The sequence below is a fragment of the Candidatus Kaelpia imicola genome (assembly GCA_030765505.1).
Lineage (GTDB): Bacteria > Omnitrophota > Gorgyraeia > Kaelpiales > Kaelpiaceae > Kaelpia > Kaelpia imicola.
Genome location: JAVCCL010000043.1, coordinates 76,975 through 90,324 on the forward strand (window position 1 = coordinate 76,975; position 13,350 = coordinate 90,324).

The window sequence follows — 13,350 nt, forward strand, 5'->3', positions numbered from 1 at the left end:
AAGAAAATGCAGAGGGTCTTGGTGACCGGTGGTGCCGGTTTTATCGGGTCTAGTTTCGTCCGTCTTTTAATTTTTAAAGGATATTGTGTACCTGTTCTAGGTAATTTGAGTTATGCTGAGCGTAAGAAGAATCTGGAAGAGAAATGTTGAGCTAGTTAAAATGATCTTAAAAAAGACGAATAAAACTGTTAATTTTATTAAATATATTAAAGATAGAGTTGATTATAATTTTAGGTATGCTATGGACAGTTCTAGGCTCTTAAGCCTTAGCTGGAGAAGCAATTTTAGTTTAAGTAGAGGTTTAGATAATACAATAGATTGGTATCGTAAAAATGAAAAGTGGTGACAGAGAGCTGTTTAATATCAAACTTATAATGTTCGATCTCGATGGTACTCTCTTGGATGCTTATATTGCAATCGAGAAAGCCCTGAATGTAGTAAGAGCAGGCTATGATTTAGGGTTTGTATCTTATGCTGAGATTAAAAGGGCCGTAGGTAGAGGAGATAAGAGTCTTATAGAGGATTATTTTCCAGATGATATTGCTATAGAGGCTTTAAATTCTTATCGCCAGGTGCATAGAGATACGCTCCTTAAAGATGCAAAACTTTTGCCTTATGCAGAGGATATATTGAGTTATCTTAAAGAGAGAGATTATCTCCTGGCTCTTGGAACCAATAGACCAGCTCTATTTGCCAGGCTTATAATAGGGCATTTTGGTATTGATAGGTTCTTTGATTATGTAATCTGCGGGGATGAGATAGGCGTTTTTAAACCGGAACCGGAGATGATTTTAGAGACTATGATGAAGTTTAATTTAAATCCTGAAGAAGTTATATATATAGGTGATATGGCTATTGATATTGAGACCGCAAATAACGCTGGAGTAAGATCGATTGCCCTTACAACAGGTTCTAGCAGCAGAGAAGAGTTAATTACCGGTAATCCTTTTGCGATTGTAAGCGGTTTAGATCGACTCAAAGACTTTTTTTAAATCTTTAATATTATTCCTTGACAGAGCCTGTTTTGTATTGTAATATTTAGCACTCAATCTCAAAGAGTGCTAAAGAGGTAAAAATATGGTAAGAATCAATAAAGAAGAGAGAATGGATAAGATACTTACAGGTATAGTCAAAACCTACATAGAGACTGCCATGCCTGTTGCATCCAAAGCCCTTGTCTATAAATACAGGCTTAAGGTCTCATCTGCTACTGTCAGGAATATCATGGTTGAATTGGAAGAGTTGGGATATCTCAAAAATCTCCATACCTCTTCAGGCAGAGTTCCTACAGATAAAGGATATAGATATTATGTAAATATGGTAATGGATGAGGAGCAGCTCAACCCCTCTGAGAAGAAGAAGATCTTAATGCATATTATTAATACTCAATGGGATGAGGTTGAGAGATTATTTACACATGCCCTTCAAGTGGTTACAAAGTATACAAACCAGGTCTCTGTTTTGTTATACCATCGTATTCGCAATGTCTATGTGGAAAAGATAGATTTGGTATATATTAACGAGTTTAAAGTTCTGTTTATAATAATAGCTGATAACGGAGATGTATTGCACCTCTTCATAGAAAATGAAAATATCCCCTCCATAGATGAACTCAGGGGCTTTCTTAAGTTTGTGAATAGAGAGCTGCAGGGTCAATCTCTTTTTGAGATAAAGAGTTATATAAAGAGAAAATTGATCTCCTTAGACGATTCTTTTTATCGTTTATTTTCTTCGTTATTCAATCTTTTGATTAAATCACTGGAGAATATGGATGAGAAAACATTTATGTACTTTGGAGCTAATAGGATAATCCAATATCCGGAATTTAGAAATATAGAGGTTTTAGAGAAAGTTATGAAGTTATTTGAAGAAGAGTCGGAATTGACTAAAATTATGGAAGGTGATATTGAAGGTTCGGATATTAATATTCATATAGGTGGAGAGAGTACTTCTATGGATATAGAGAGTTGCTGTATCTTGACTTCAAAGTATAAAGTTAAAAATAGAGTTTTAGGAACAATAGGTATACTTGGTCCTACCAGGATTCCTTATGCCAGGTCTATTTCAGTTGTGAAATATGTATCTGATGTTTTAACACAGGCGCTGGAGAGTGCTATATTTTAAAGGGGCAAGTAGCTATGAAGAAGAGAAAAGACAGAGAGCCTGAAGCTAAAGAACCTGGACTAGAGAAGGTCTCAGAAGACGCAGCTTTAGCTAAAGTAAAAGGAGAGCTAAGTGAGACTAAAGATAATTGGTTAAGAGCGGTTGCAGAACTGGATAATGCCAGAAAGAAGTGGGCAAAAGAGAGACAGGATCTATTCTCCTATGCTCAAGTGGATTTAATCAGAGGCATTATACCTGTCTTAGACCATTTTGAGCATGCTATGCAGTTATTACCAGATGTAAGAGATGAGTTTGAACAGGGTGTTGAAATGATATATAAAGAGATTAGTGGTGCTCTCGAGAGATACGGTTTGGTAAGAATTGATAATCTTGAAGACAAAGATTTTGATCCTTTTGAACAGGAAGCCGTATCTCATGAAGAGAGCGAGGAAGTAATTGAGAATGGAATAATAGAAGTATTAAGACCGGGCTATAAATTCAAAAATATTTTGATAAGACCGGCTATGGTAAAAGTATCTAAGGGTAAAGTTGAACAGGAGAAAACAGGAGGTAAAGAAAATGGCTAAAGCTATAGGAATTGATTTAGGTACAACAAATTCAGTAATTGCGGTTTATGATGCGGGAGAACCGCAGGTTATTACCAACAAAGAGGGTACGCGTACTACCCCCTCGGTTGTTGCGTTTACCAAGACTGGTGAGATTCTTGCCGGGGGGCCGGCAAAGAGACAGGCGGTAACGAATGCTGAAAACACAGTCTTCTCTATTAAAAGGTTTATGGGCAGAAGATACAACGAAGTGAATGAAGAGATGAAGATGGTTCCTTATAAAGTTATAGAGGAGTCTAATAATGATGCCAGGATAAAGATCAACGATAAGGTTTACTCTCCGCCTGAGATATCGGCTATAACTTTAAGAAAGTTAAAACAGGATGCGGAAGAGTATTTAGGGGAGAAGATTACCCAGGCTGTAATAACAGTACCTGCTCATTTTAACGATTCTCAGCGTCAGGCTACAAAAGATGCCGGTTCTATTGCCGGCCTTGAGGTCTTAAGAATTATAAACGAGCCTACAGCTGCGGCTCTGGCGTACGGATTAGACAAGAAGCAGGGTGGTAAGATTGTTATATATGATTTTGGCGGCGGTACTTTTGATATCTCTATTTTGGAGATTGGAGATGGAGTCTTTGAGGTCAAGTCTACCTCAGGCGATACGCATCTGGGAGGAGATAATATTGACCAGAAGATTATTGACTGGATTGCAGATGAGTTTAAAAGAGAGCAGGGGATAGACTTAAGAGAGGATAGGATGGCTCTTCAAAGACTTAAGGAGGCTGCAGAGAAGGCTAAATGCGAGTTATCTTTTAGTCTTCAGACAGAGATTAACCTTCCCTTTGTTACAGCTGACAGTTCTGGGCCTAAGCATCTTACTATGAATTTAACGAGAGCAAAATTAGAAGCTCTTTGTGAAGACCTTTTAAATAGAACTATAGGTCCCTGCAAGCAGGCGCTCTCTGATGCAAAGCTGAGTCCGGAAGATATAGATGAGGTTATACTTGTAGGCGGTCAGACAAGGATGCCTAAAGTGCAGGAGATGGTTAAAGAGATATTCTCTAAAGAACCTCATAAGGGTATAAACCCTGATGAGGTTGTTGCTTTAGGGGCTGCTATTCAGGCAGGCGTTCTGGTGGGAGATGTAAAGGACATATTACTCTTGGATGTTACGCCTCTCTCTTTAGGGATTGAGACTTTAGGCGGAGTCATGACTACTCTTATTCCCAGAAACACTACTATACCAACAAAGAAGAGTGAGACTTTTACAACAGCGGCAGATAGTCAGACAAATGTTGAGGTACATGTACTCCAAGGCGAGAGGTCTACGGCGCGTGACAATAGAAGTTTAGGTAAGTTTATTTTGGAAGGTATTCCGGCAGCTCCGCGCGGTGTTCCGCAGATTGAGGTTTCATTTGATATTGATGCTAACGGTATTCTCCATGTTACAGCAAAGGATAAAGGGACAGGCAAAGAGCGGAAGATAAGGATTGAGTCCTCTTCGGGGTTAGAGAAGAATGAGGTTGAAGATTTGGTTAAAGATGCGGAAGCTCATGCTGAGGAAGATAAGAAAAAGAAAGAGTTGATAGAGATAAAAAATGAACTTGATGGTTTGATCTATTCAACAGAGAAATCGCTCAAGGAGTATGGAGATAAGATATCTGAAGAGGAGAGAAAGGTACTTCAGGAATCTTTAAACACGGCTAAACAGAAGGTTAGCTCTGAAAATGCAGCTGAGATTAAGGAAGCAAAGGAGAGCCTGTTAAAATCATCTCATAAATTGGCTGAGGAGATTTATAAGAAGACAACTCAGGATGCAGCCCAGAGTCAGGCTTCTTCTGAAGACGTCTCAGAACCTAAGCCTGAAACTGGAGAGGATAAGCCTAAAGGCGATGGTGATGATGTTATAGATGCGGAGTATAAAGAAGAGCAATAATGTAGTATGGTTAAGCAGGAATTATAACCGGAATAGATATAATTTCTGCTTTTAACCGCTCTGCTTATCTTCGAATAGATCTGTTATTAATATGAAAAGAGATTATTACGAGATATTGGGTCTTACCAAGGGTGCTTCAAAGGATGAGATTAAAAAGACTTATAGGAAGCTCGCTATGGAACACCATCCTGATAGGGTATCTGCTGATAAAAAAGGAGAGGCTGAGAGGAGATTCAAGGAGATCTCAGAGGCATATGCCGTTCTCTCCGACGATGAGAAGAAAGCTCAGTACGATGCTTATGGTCATGCCGGAATAAACTCTCATTATACACAGGAGGATCTCTTTAGAAATGCAGATTTCTCCAGCATATTCTCAGACCTTGATTTTGGGGGTTCTATATTCGAGAATCTTTTTGGAGGTTTTGGTTTCTCTCAACAGAGCAATTATCCCGGAGGGGCTAAGAGGGGAAGAGATCTGGAGTTCAAGATGTCTTTAACTTTTCAGGAGGCTGTTAAAGGTGCGGAGAGAGAGCTTGGTTTCCCGTCCTATGCAAAATGTTCTAAATGTTCAGGAAGCGGTTCTGCTTCAGGTAATTTAGAAGATTGTCGTTACTGCGGCGGGGCTGGACGGGTATCTCAACAGAGAGGTTTTTTTGCAGTTACCACTATATGCCCTTCTTGTAAGGGTGAGGGCAGGATCATAAAAGACCCTTGTCCTGATTGCCGCGGCATAGGAAAGATAAATGAGACAAAAAAACTGGAAGTAAAGATACCCCCTGGAGTTGATAATGGCAGTATTTTGCGCCTCTCAGGAAAGGGAGAGATTGGAGATAAGGGAGGCCCTCCTGGGGACCTCTATTTACATATCTCAGTTAAACCCCATGAAATATTTAAAAGAGAGGGCAGGGATATTGGAATAGAACTTCCTATTACTCCTTCAGAGGCTGCTTTGGGTGCAGAGATTAAGGTACCTACTATTGATGGTGTGGTTAAGATGAAGATTCCAGCCGGAACTCAGAGTGAGAGGATCTTTAGGCTTAGAGGTAAAGGGGTGGCAGATCCTAAAATCGGAGCTAGAGGAGATGAGCTTGTTAAAGTACTAATAGATACCCCGACAGGATTAAACAGAAGTCAGAGAAAGCTTCTCGATAGTTTTAACAAAGAGATTCCCGGCGACCATTATCCTCAAAAGAAAAGGTTTCATAAATTGGTAAGAAAACATTTTGGTTAAGTAGAGAAGTTTTTCGTTTATTTTTTATTCTATTTATGTTATATCAGATAGAATAATCTTAGTCTTTTCTTTTGCAGTGTTTATATTAACGTCTATTATTAAGAGATAGATATCTATTTAAGAGATGGCAAAGATAAAACCTTTTAAGGGTCTTATATATAATAGCGATAAGGTAGAGCCTGCTAATGTTGTTACTCCTCCTTATGATGTGATAACTCCTCAGGGGCGAGATGATTATTACGAATCATCACCTTACAATGTTATTCGCCTGATATTGAATAAATCATCTCAGACTTACAAGGAAGCCAAGTCAGTATTGAATAGATGGATAGAGGAGGAGGTTTTAATCTTTGACAGTAATGATTCAATCTATCTCTATCGCCAGAAATATAATTATTGCGGGAATAGTTACTCCCGTTATGGATTTATCTCTTTACTCAAGTTAGAGTCTCCAGGATCTGACATTCTTCCCCACGAGAAAACTTATGAAGGTCCAAAAAAAGATAGGTTTAGTCTCCTGGAAGAGGTTGAGACGAATCTCTCACCTATATTTGCTACTTTTTCAGATAAAGATAGAGAGTTGCTGAAAATATTTAAAAATATAGAGAGAGAAGATCCGCTATTTAATTTCGATTTTGAAGATGTGGATCACACTCTTTGGGGGGTATTCGAAAAAGAGCCTCTTGATAAGATAATCTCTCTGATGAGTTCAAAATCGATATTAATAGCAGATGGCCATCACAGATATGAGGTTGCTTTAAATTATAGGAATATGAAACGATTGAAATCTCAATCTTCAGGCGAAGAGAGCTATGATTACCTTATGAGCTATTTTGCCCCGATAGAGCAGGATGGCCTCATTATTTTACCTACTCACAGGCTGGTAAAATTGGGTCTTTCAGAAGATGATTTTAAAGCTAAGTTGTCGGATTACTTTGAGATCGAAGATTTTATGGATTTAGAAAGCATACTTAAATCTTTAGCAGAATTACAGAGTCTTGGGTTCGGAGTCTCTACTCAATCCGGGTTTTCTCTGTTAAAAATAAGACCTGGTACTGAAGAGAGGTTTCAGAAAGAGAATAACCAGCTCTTTAAATTTGATGTAACTGTACTCCATAATTTTATTTTGGGTGAGGTCTTTGATTATAAAGGAAATATAATATACAAGAAAGATGAAGAAGAAGCCGTAAGAGAGCTTAAGGAGAATAAAGCTGATACTATATTCTTTCTTAAATCTATTCCTGTAGAGCATATTATAGATGTAGCCGAGAAGAAGCTTCTGATGCCTCAGAAGTCAACCTACTTTTACCCTAAGATATTAACGGGTTTGCTCTTCCACAAGTTTTAAATTGATAAATATAGCCTACTGCTGTATAATCCAAAATTGCCTATAGATACTTTAAAAAACAAATTTTGGGGTTAAATCTATGTCATTCTGGAGTAAGCCTAAATATACCTTGGTAAGAATAACCAGAAAGAAAGATATTCCGGCAGGGTTGTGGAGTAAGTGTCCTTCTTGCGGGGGGATTCTGTTTAAAAAAAAGATAGAAGAAAATTTAAAAGTTTGTACTCATTGCGATTACCATTTTACGCTCAAAGCCGATGAGAGAATAAGCCTTATAGCAGACAAGAGAAGTTTTAAAGAGATAGATAGGGCTATCTTTTCAACCGATATTTTAAATTTTCAGGGTCCCAAATCTTACGGGGAGAAATTAAAAAAAGAGAGAGAGAAGACTGGATTATACGATGCTGCTGTTACAGGCAGGGCTAAAATTGATGGAATAGATATCATGTTAGGAGTTACCGATTCTCGTTTTATGATGGGCTCCATGGGTTGTGTCTTAGGAGAGAAGATTACTCGTCTTACTGAGGAGGCTCTGGATTCTAAAATTCCGGTTGTCATTATATCAGGTTCCGGCGGAGGAGCCAGAATGCAGGAAGGTATGTTCTCCCTGATGCAGATGGCTAAGACTTCAGCAGCTCTATCGAGATTAAAAGAGTCGAATATTCCCTACATCTCTGTTTTGACTAACCCTACCATGGCTGGTGTTCTTGCCAGCTTTGCTACCCTGGGAGATATTTTGATTGCCGAGCCTAAAGCTTTGATAGGCTTTACAGGTCCAAGGGTCATTGAGCAGACTATCAGACAGAAGCTGCCTGCCGGTTTTCAGACTTCAGAGTTTCTTCTTGAACATGGTTTAATAGATTCAATAGTTCACAGAAAAGATCTGAAATATACCTTGAGCACTATTCTGGATTATTTTATTCGTTCTTAGATAGTACCCATCTTGCTATCGTTTCATACCGAGGCCCATCTGACGTAAGATTGCTTTTGATAAGAGAGATTCTGTCTACGTCTATCTGCTGAAACCTTTGTTCGGGAAAATTCAACAGTGTCGTTTCTAAGGTACTTATATCCTTGGATGGTCTTATTCGTCCGATAGTCATATGAGGGTGATACTCTCTGTTATCCGTTGTAATTTTGCAGTTCTTAAGCAGTAATTTTATTTTTTTGTTCAGTTCTATCAGTCTCTCTACTCCGTCTTTTATGCCTATCCAGAGTATTCTGGGATTTTTTGCATTTGGAAAGCAGCCTATATCCTTAGGCAATATCTTAAAAATTCTGATATCCGAGATAGGATTTTGAAGTACTTTTTTCATCTCGTTAACTTTGGTTATCTCGATATTACCTATAAAGATTAGTGTTATGTGGATATTATTCGGTGCTACAAATCTAATCTCTGCTCCGGATTTTTTAAAGCTGTTCTGAATCTTAGATATTCTATTTCGAGTTTCGTCGTCTATCTCAATGGCTATGAAAGTTCTTAAAGTCGGCATAGCTGTTGGTATAACATTTTCAGGGCTTGAGTTACAGCTTCTTTTTTAATTTTAGCCCTATTACCCTTCAATCTCAATTTTTTAACAATAGATTTACTCGATAGTGATATCGCTATATATATCTCTCCCTTAAGCTTATTCTCTATGGTTTGAGGCCCCAGTATTCCAGTTGTAGATATGCCTATCTCGCTATCCGTTAAGGACCTTATATTGTTTGCCATCTCTTTAGCGCATTCCTTGCTTATAGTTCCATAGTTATTGATTGTATCTTTATCTATCTTTAGGTATTTCAACTTCGACTCTCTGTTGTAAGCAATGAACCCTGTTTTAAAATAAGAAGAACTGCCGGCTATGTCGGTGAGACTGCTTGCTAGGAGGCCGCCTGTACATGATTCGGCAGATGATATGGTGAGGTTATGTTTTTTAAGCAGAGAAGATATTTTATAACTTATTCTGGCTGTATTGCTCATACTCTTTTCATTGTAGCGTTTCTTTTAGCTGTTGAAAATAAGTTTTTTTTCATTTAGAATAGGCAAATCATGAAGATAGAAGGCAGAGTTTGGAGATTTGGTAACGATATCGATACGGATTTAATAATTCCTGCGAGATATCTTGTTACAACGGACGCAGAAGAGCTGGGGTTACACTGCCTTGAGGGTCTTAAGAGAGGTTTTCCCTCTGAGGTCAAAAGCGGAGATATTATAGTGGGGGGCAAGAACTTTGGTTCCGGGTCATCCCGCGAACACGCACCTCTGGCTATTAAAGGTTCAGGTGTGGCTGCTGTGATTGCCTCTTCTTTTGCCAGAATATTTTACAGGAACTCGATAAATATAGGGTTGCCTATAATAGAGATTGACTCTGTGAGCAGGTTTAAAGATAGAGATTTGATAGAGATAGATTTTTTAGGCGGCAGTATAGATAATTTAACTACAGGAGAGGAGCTCTCTTTTCAGAGCTATCCTCAGTTTTTACAGAGAATCATTCAAGCAGGAGGTTTGATGAGATGGGCAAAGAAGCTTTAAAATTATACAATATTGCTGTTATAGCCGGCGATGGAACGGGGCCCGAGGTTATAAGAGAGGGGCTGAAGGTTCTGGAGGCGGCAGGTTCAAAGTATGATATCAAATTCAACTTTAATGAGTATGATTTTGGGGGAGATAGGTACTTAAAGACTAAAGAGATACTCCCGGACTCTGCAATTGAAGAGCTAAAAAGCTATGATGCAATCTATCTAGGTGCGATTGGTCATCCTGATGTTGCTCCTGGGATTCTTGAGAAAGGAATTCTACTCAAGGTTAGATTTGCGTTGGATCAATATATTAATTTAAGGCCTGTAAAACTATATCCCGGTGTCTGGACTCCGATTAAAGGTAAAGGTCCGGAGGAGATAGACTTTGTTGTTGTGCGGGAGAATACCGAAGGGCTCTATACCGGCTGCGGCGGTTTCCTGAGGAAAGGTACGGATAAAGAGGTAGCAATTCAAGAATCCGTAAATACTAGATTTGGTGTTGAGAGATGTCTTAGGTATGCGTTTGAATATACTATGAAGAGGAATAAGGGTAAAAAGCTTACCCTTTGCGGAAAGACTAATGTCTTAACTTATGCTTTTGATCTCTGGGAGAGGGCTTTTAATGAAGTGGCTAAAGAGTATTCCGAAATTGCTGCTGACTATGCTCATGTAGATGCAATCTGTATGTGGATGGTCAAGAATCCGGAGTGGTTTGATGTTATTGTGACCGACAATATGTTTGGAGATATTATTACGGATTTAGGAGCCATGATTCAGGGTGGTATGGGTATTGCGGCTGGAGGCAACATCAACCCGGAAGGGGTCTCTATGTTTGAGCCTATTGGCGGTTCTGCCCCTAAATATACTGGTCAAAACGTTATTAATCCTCTTGCTGCTATCTCTGCAGGGGCTATGATGCTGGATGTTATCGGAGAGGAAGATGCAGCTTTAAAGATTGAAGAAGCGGTTATGGATATTACAGCCAACAAATTAAAAAGCCTCTCGGCTGGTAAGATGGGTTATTCTACTGCTGAAGTAGGCGATATGGTAGTCGAGTGTTTCTTAAACGGTAAAATAAATTAATAGAGATTCTATTATGAAAGAATATAATGTGGCTGTGTGCGGAGCAACCGGCGTAGTCGGCAGTGAGATGCTTAAAGTGCTTAAAGAGAGGAGTTTTCCGATTAAGAAATTACTTCCTCTGGCCTCTGAGCGTTCTATAGGTAAAGAGATTGAGTTTAAAGGTGAAAAAGTAAGAGTTGAGCTTCTCAAACCCGATGCTTTTTCGGGTATAGATTATGCTCTGTTTTCAGCTGGTTCATCTGTAAGCTCTGAGATTGCGCCTGAAGCTGCTAAGAGGGGAGTGGTTGTTATAGATAATTCCTCGGCTTTTAGAATGGATGATAATGTTCCTCTTGTTGTACCTGAAGTAAATCCGGAAGATGCTTTTAAGCATAAAGGGATAATTGCCAATCCTAATTGTTCTACTATACAGATGGTTGTGGTCTTAAAGCCGATAGATGATAATTTTAAGATCAAAAGAGTTGTTGTCTCTACCTATCAGTCTGTATCCGGATGGGGCAAGGGTGCAGTAGATCAGCTCTGGGAAGAGATAGCTAAGATTGCAGGGAGCGGTAAGCCCAAAGCAGATTTAGAAAATAGGGTCTTGCCTTCTCAGATTGCATTCAATCTCTTTCCTCATATAGATGCTTTTTCAGAGAATGGATATACCAAAGAAGAGTTGAAGATGGTCAATGAGACAAATAAGATTATGCATGGGAATCTCTCTGTTACTGCAACATGTGTAAGAGTTCCTGTCTTAATATCCCATAGTGAGGCGATAAATATTGAGCTGGAGAAAAACGCAGATCCTGATGCGATAAGAGAAATCTTAAGAAGTGCTCCAGGAGTAAAGGTTGTCGATGATATATCCAGCGATAGTTACCCGATGCCTCTCTATGCGGCGGGTTCAGATGATATCTTTGTAGGCAGAATAAGGAGAGACCCTACAGTTGAGAATGGAATCTGGCTTTGGGTCGTATCCGATAACCTCAAGAAAGGAGCTGCTTTAAATGCGGTTCAGATTACTGAGCTTCTTGCGCAAAAGAATTAACAGTCATTGCATAATCTGATCTTTTGGTATGAAAAATGAATATATGCAGCTCCATCGCCCTCAGTGGAAGACGAGAGTAGGTTTTTTGCTTGCAGCCTTGGGTTCAGCAGTAGGTCTTGGTAATATCTGGAGGTTCTCCTATCTCTGCTACAAGAACGGCGGCGGAGCGTTTTTAGTCCCTTACTTTATAGCTCTTTTAGTTGTAGGTATACCGTTAATGATTCTTGAGCTTGGGGTCGGGCATAAGATGAGAGGCTCGGCTCCGATGAGTTTGGCAAAGATAAGCCGTAGATGGGAATGGCTGGGATGGTGGTCGGTAATATTTGTAATGTTTGGAATAGTTCTCTACTATTCTGTAATAATATCCTGGTGCTTCAACTATCTTCTATATGCTTTAGATCTCAGATGGGGTTCAGACCCTAACGGCTTCTTTTTCAAGCAGTTTCTCGGTGTTACCAAGGGTCCGTTTCAGATAGGCAATATCAGATTCGGGATATTGATAGCCCTTGCTTTTGTATGGTTTATAAATTGGATAATTGTTTTTTTAGGTATCGAGAAAGGAATAGAGAGGGCAAACAAGATATTTATGCCCCTGCTCTTCTTCTTAACAGCTATTCTTGTCTTTTGGAGCATAAAGCTGCCCGGTGCTTTAGAAGGCCTAAAAATATATCTTAAGCCTGATTTCTCTCTTCTTAGAGAATCCAGAGTATGGATAGAAGCTTTCTCTCAGATATTCTTTACCTTAAGTCTCGGTTTTGGAATAATGATAACATACGGGTCTTATCTGCCTAAGAAATCTGATATAGTATTAAACTCTTACTGTATAGCGGGTTTAAATTCTATCTTTTCTTTTTTTGCCGGGCTTGCCGTTTTTGCCACTATAGGTTATATGGCCAATCAGACCGGAGTAGGATTTAACGAGGTTATAAAAGAGTCTATAGGGCTGGCATTTGTAGTATACCCTCAGGCTATAAGCCTGCTGCCGTTTCTACCTCAGCTTTTTGGTTTTCTGTTTTTCTTAACACTCTGTATTGCCGGTATATCGTCATCTATATCGATTATTGAGGCTTTTAGCTCTGCACTAATAGATAAGTTTCATTTCAACAGAAAGACTATTACGAGCATAGTCTGTATTCTGGGCTTTTTCGGTTCTATGATATTTACTACCGGAGGCGGGCTGTTCTGGATAGATATAGTCGACCATTTTCTCTCTCATTACGGGTTGATAATGATTGGAATACTCCAGACTGTCTTAGTGGCCTGGGTATATAAGGCTGGAAAATTAAGAGAGCATATCGATAATGTATCCGATCTTAAAATAGGAGTATGGTGGGACGGGGCAGTAAAATATATTATCCCGGGTGTACTTTTAATTCTCTTCTTCAATGATTTAAGTTATGAAATTTTAAACCCCTACGGAGGTTACTCTTCTATTGCATTGCTTCTCATAGGCAGGGATTGGCTTCTCTATACTCTATTTGCTGCTCTGATTTTTGCTATGTGTCCCTGGAGAAAAAATATTCATTCTAATAAGGAGTGAGAGATTATAAA

15 protein-coding genes are annotated in these 13,350 nt (G+C 39.1%); 13 read left to right on the forward strand and 2 right to left on the reverse strand.

Going from position 1 to position 13,350, the window contains the following annotated elements:
- Positions 1-6: 6 nt before the first annotated feature.
- From P9L98_06940 to accD, 9 genes are all read left to right on the forward strand, one after another.
- Positions 7-150, forward strand: coding sequence for an NAD-dependent epimerase/dehydratase family protein (locus tag P9L98_06940; protein ID MDP8217026.1), 144 nt, complete (start codon positions 7-9; stop codon positions 148-150).
- A complete protein-coding gene (locus P9L98_06945) occupies positions 113-346 on the forward strand; it encodes a hypothetical protein (protein ID MDP8217027.1) in 234 nt (77 codons plus the stop codon). The genes P9L98_06940 and P9L98_06945 overlap by 38 nt, the downstream gene beginning before the upstream one ends.
- Positions 333-992: an HAD family hydrolase gene (locus P9L98_06950; protein ID MDP8217028.1), complete on the forward strand. Its 660-nt coding sequence runs from the start codon at positions 333-335 to the stop codon at positions 990-992. The genes P9L98_06945 and P9L98_06950 overlap by 14 nt, the downstream gene beginning before the upstream one ends.
- Before the next feature lie 85 nt (positions 993-1,077).
- On the forward strand, positions 1,078-2,124 hold the full coding sequence (gene hrcA / locus P9L98_06955; GenBank protein MDP8217029.1) for a heat-inducible transcriptional repressor HrcA: 1,047 nt from the start codon (positions 1,078-1,080) through the stop codon (positions 2,122-2,124).
- 14 nt (positions 2,125-2,138) lie between these two features.
- Positions 2,139-2,690, forward strand: a complete 552-nt coding sequence (locus P9L98_06960; GenBank protein ID MDP8217030.1) for a nucleotide exchange factor GrpE — start codon at positions 2,139-2,141, stop codon at positions 2,688-2,690.
- On the forward strand, positions 2,683-4,608 hold the full coding sequence (dnaK, locus tag P9L98_06965) for a molecular chaperone DnaK (protein MDP8217031.1): 1,926 nt from the start codon (positions 2,683-2,685) through the stop codon (positions 4,606-4,608). The genes P9L98_06960 and dnaK overlap by 8 nt, the downstream gene beginning before the upstream one ends.
- 91 nt (positions 4,609-4,699) lie before the next feature.
- Positions 4,700-5,839: a molecular chaperone DnaJ gene (gene dnaJ / locus P9L98_06970; GenBank protein MDP8217032.1), complete on the forward strand. Its 1,140-nt coding sequence runs from the start codon at positions 4,700-4,702 to the stop codon at positions 5,837-5,839.
- A 124-nt stretch (positions 5,840-5,963) separates the two neighbouring features.
- Complete coding sequence (locus P9L98_06975; GenBank protein MDP8217033.1) at positions 5,964-7,187, forward strand: DUF1015 domain-containing protein; 1,224 nt, start codon at positions 5,964-5,966, stop codon at positions 7,185-7,187.
- Between the two features lie 79 nt (positions 7,188-7,266).
- Positions 7,267-8,115, forward strand: coding sequence for an acetyl-CoA carboxylase, carboxyltransferase subunit beta (gene accD / locus P9L98_06980; GenBank protein MDP8217034.1), 849 nt, complete (start codon positions 7,267-7,269; stop codon positions 8,113-8,115).
- On the opposite strand, the gene thpR is transcribed toward accD, so the two are convergent.
- Together thpR and P9L98_06990 are read right to left on the reverse strand one after the other, a co-directional pair.
- Positions 8,102-8,677, reverse strand: a complete 576-nt coding sequence (gene thpR, locus P9L98_06985; GenBank protein ID MDP8217035.1) for an RNA 2',3'-cyclic phosphodiesterase — start codon at positions 8,675-8,677, stop codon at positions 8,102-8,104. The two genes, accD and thpR, sit on opposite strands and share 14 nt — an antisense overlap.
- On the reverse strand, positions 8,665-9,147 hold the full coding sequence (locus P9L98_06990; GenBank protein ID MDP8217036.1) for a CinA family protein: 483 nt from the start codon (positions 9,145-9,147) through the stop codon (positions 8,665-8,667). Before P9L98_06990 ends, thpR begins: the two co-directional genes overlap by 13 nt.
- A 69-nt stretch (positions 9,148-9,216) precedes the next feature.
- On the opposite strand from P9L98_06990, the gene P9L98_06995 reads away from it, so the two are divergent.
- The 4 genes from P9L98_06995 to P9L98_07010 are packed head-to-tail and all read left to right on the forward strand — an operon-like array spanning position 9,217 to position 13,339.
- Positions 9,217-9,699 (forward strand): 3-isopropylmalate dehydratase small subunit, encoded by a 483-nt coding sequence (locus P9L98_06995; protein MDP8217037.1) that lies wholly within the window; start codon positions 9,217-9,219, stop codon positions 9,697-9,699.
- Positions 9,681-10,769: a 3-isopropylmalate dehydrogenase gene (locus tag P9L98_07000; protein ID MDP8217038.1), complete on the forward strand. Its 1,089-nt coding sequence runs from the start codon at positions 9,681-9,683 to the stop codon at positions 10,767-10,769. Before P9L98_06995 ends, P9L98_07000 begins: the two co-directional genes overlap by 19 nt.
- Before the next feature lie 13 nt (positions 10,770-10,782).
- Positions 10,783-11,799 (forward strand): aspartate-semialdehyde dehydrogenase, encoded by a 1,017-nt coding sequence (locus tag P9L98_07005; protein ID MDP8217039.1) that lies wholly within the window; start codon positions 10,783-10,785, stop codon positions 11,797-11,799.
- 28 nt (positions 11,800-11,827) lie between these two features.
- Positions 11,828-13,339 (forward strand): sodium-dependent transporter, encoded by a 1,512-nt coding sequence (locus P9L98_07010; GenBank protein MDP8217040.1) that lies wholly within the window; start codon positions 11,828-11,830, stop codon positions 13,337-13,339.
- The last annotated feature ends 11 nt before the right edge of the window (positions 13,340-13,350 follow it).

Excerpts from the sequence above, each read along its gene's own strand:
- P9L98_06940 (MDP8217026.1), top strand. The coding sequence starts at position 7 with ATGCAGAGGGTCTTGGTGACCGGTGGTGCCGGTTTTATCGGGTCTAGT.
- P9L98_06945 (MDP8217027.1), top strand. The coding sequence starts at position 113 with ATGCTGAGCGTAAGAAGAATCTGGAAGAGAAATGTTGAGCTAGTTAAA.
- P9L98_06950 (MDP8217028.1), top strand. The coding sequence starts at position 333 with ATGAAAAGTGGTGACAGAGAGCTGTTTAATATCAAACTTATAATGTTC.
- hrcA (MDP8217029.1), top strand. The coding sequence starts at position 1,078 with ATGGTAAGAATCAATAAAGAAGAGAGAATGGATAAGATACTTACAGGT.
- P9L98_06960 (MDP8217030.1), top strand. The coding sequence starts at position 2,139 with ATGAAGAAGAGAAAAGACAGAGAGCCTGAAGCTAAAGAACCTGGACTA.
- dnaK (MDP8217031.1), top strand. The coding sequence starts at position 2,683 with ATGGCTAAAGCTATAGGAATTGATTTAGGTACAACAAATTCAGTAATT.
- dnaJ (MDP8217032.1), top strand. The coding sequence starts at position 4,700 with ATGAAAAGAGATTATTACGAGATATTGGGTCTTACCAAGGGTGCTTCA.
- P9L98_06975 (MDP8217033.1), top strand. The coding sequence starts at position 5,964 with ATGGCAAAGATAAAACCTTTTAAGGGTCTTATATATAATAGCGATAAG.
- accD (MDP8217034.1), top strand. The coding sequence starts at position 7,267 with ATGTCATTCTGGAGTAAGCCTAAATATACCTTGGTAAGAATAACCAGA.
- thpR (MDP8217035.1), bottom strand. The coding sequence starts at position 8,677 with ATGCCGACTTTAAGAACTTTCATAGCCATTGAGATAGACGACGAAACT.
- P9L98_06990 (MDP8217036.1), bottom strand. The coding sequence starts at position 9,147 with ATGAGCAATACAGCCAGAATAAGTTATAAAATATCTTCTCTGCTTAAA.
- P9L98_06995 (MDP8217037.1), top strand. The coding sequence starts at position 9,217 with ATGAAGATAGAAGGCAGAGTTTGGAGATTTGGTAACGATATCGATACG.
- P9L98_07000 (MDP8217038.1), top strand. The coding sequence starts at position 9,681 with ATGGGCAAAGAAGCTTTAAAATTATACAATATTGCTGTTATAGCCGGC.
- P9L98_07005 (MDP8217039.1), top strand. The coding sequence starts at position 10,783 with ATGAAAGAATATAATGTGGCTGTGTGCGGAGCAACCGGCGTAGTCGGC.
- P9L98_07010 (MDP8217040.1), top strand. The coding sequence starts at position 11,828 with ATGAAAAATGAATATATGCAGCTCCATCGCCCTCAGTGGAAGACGAGA.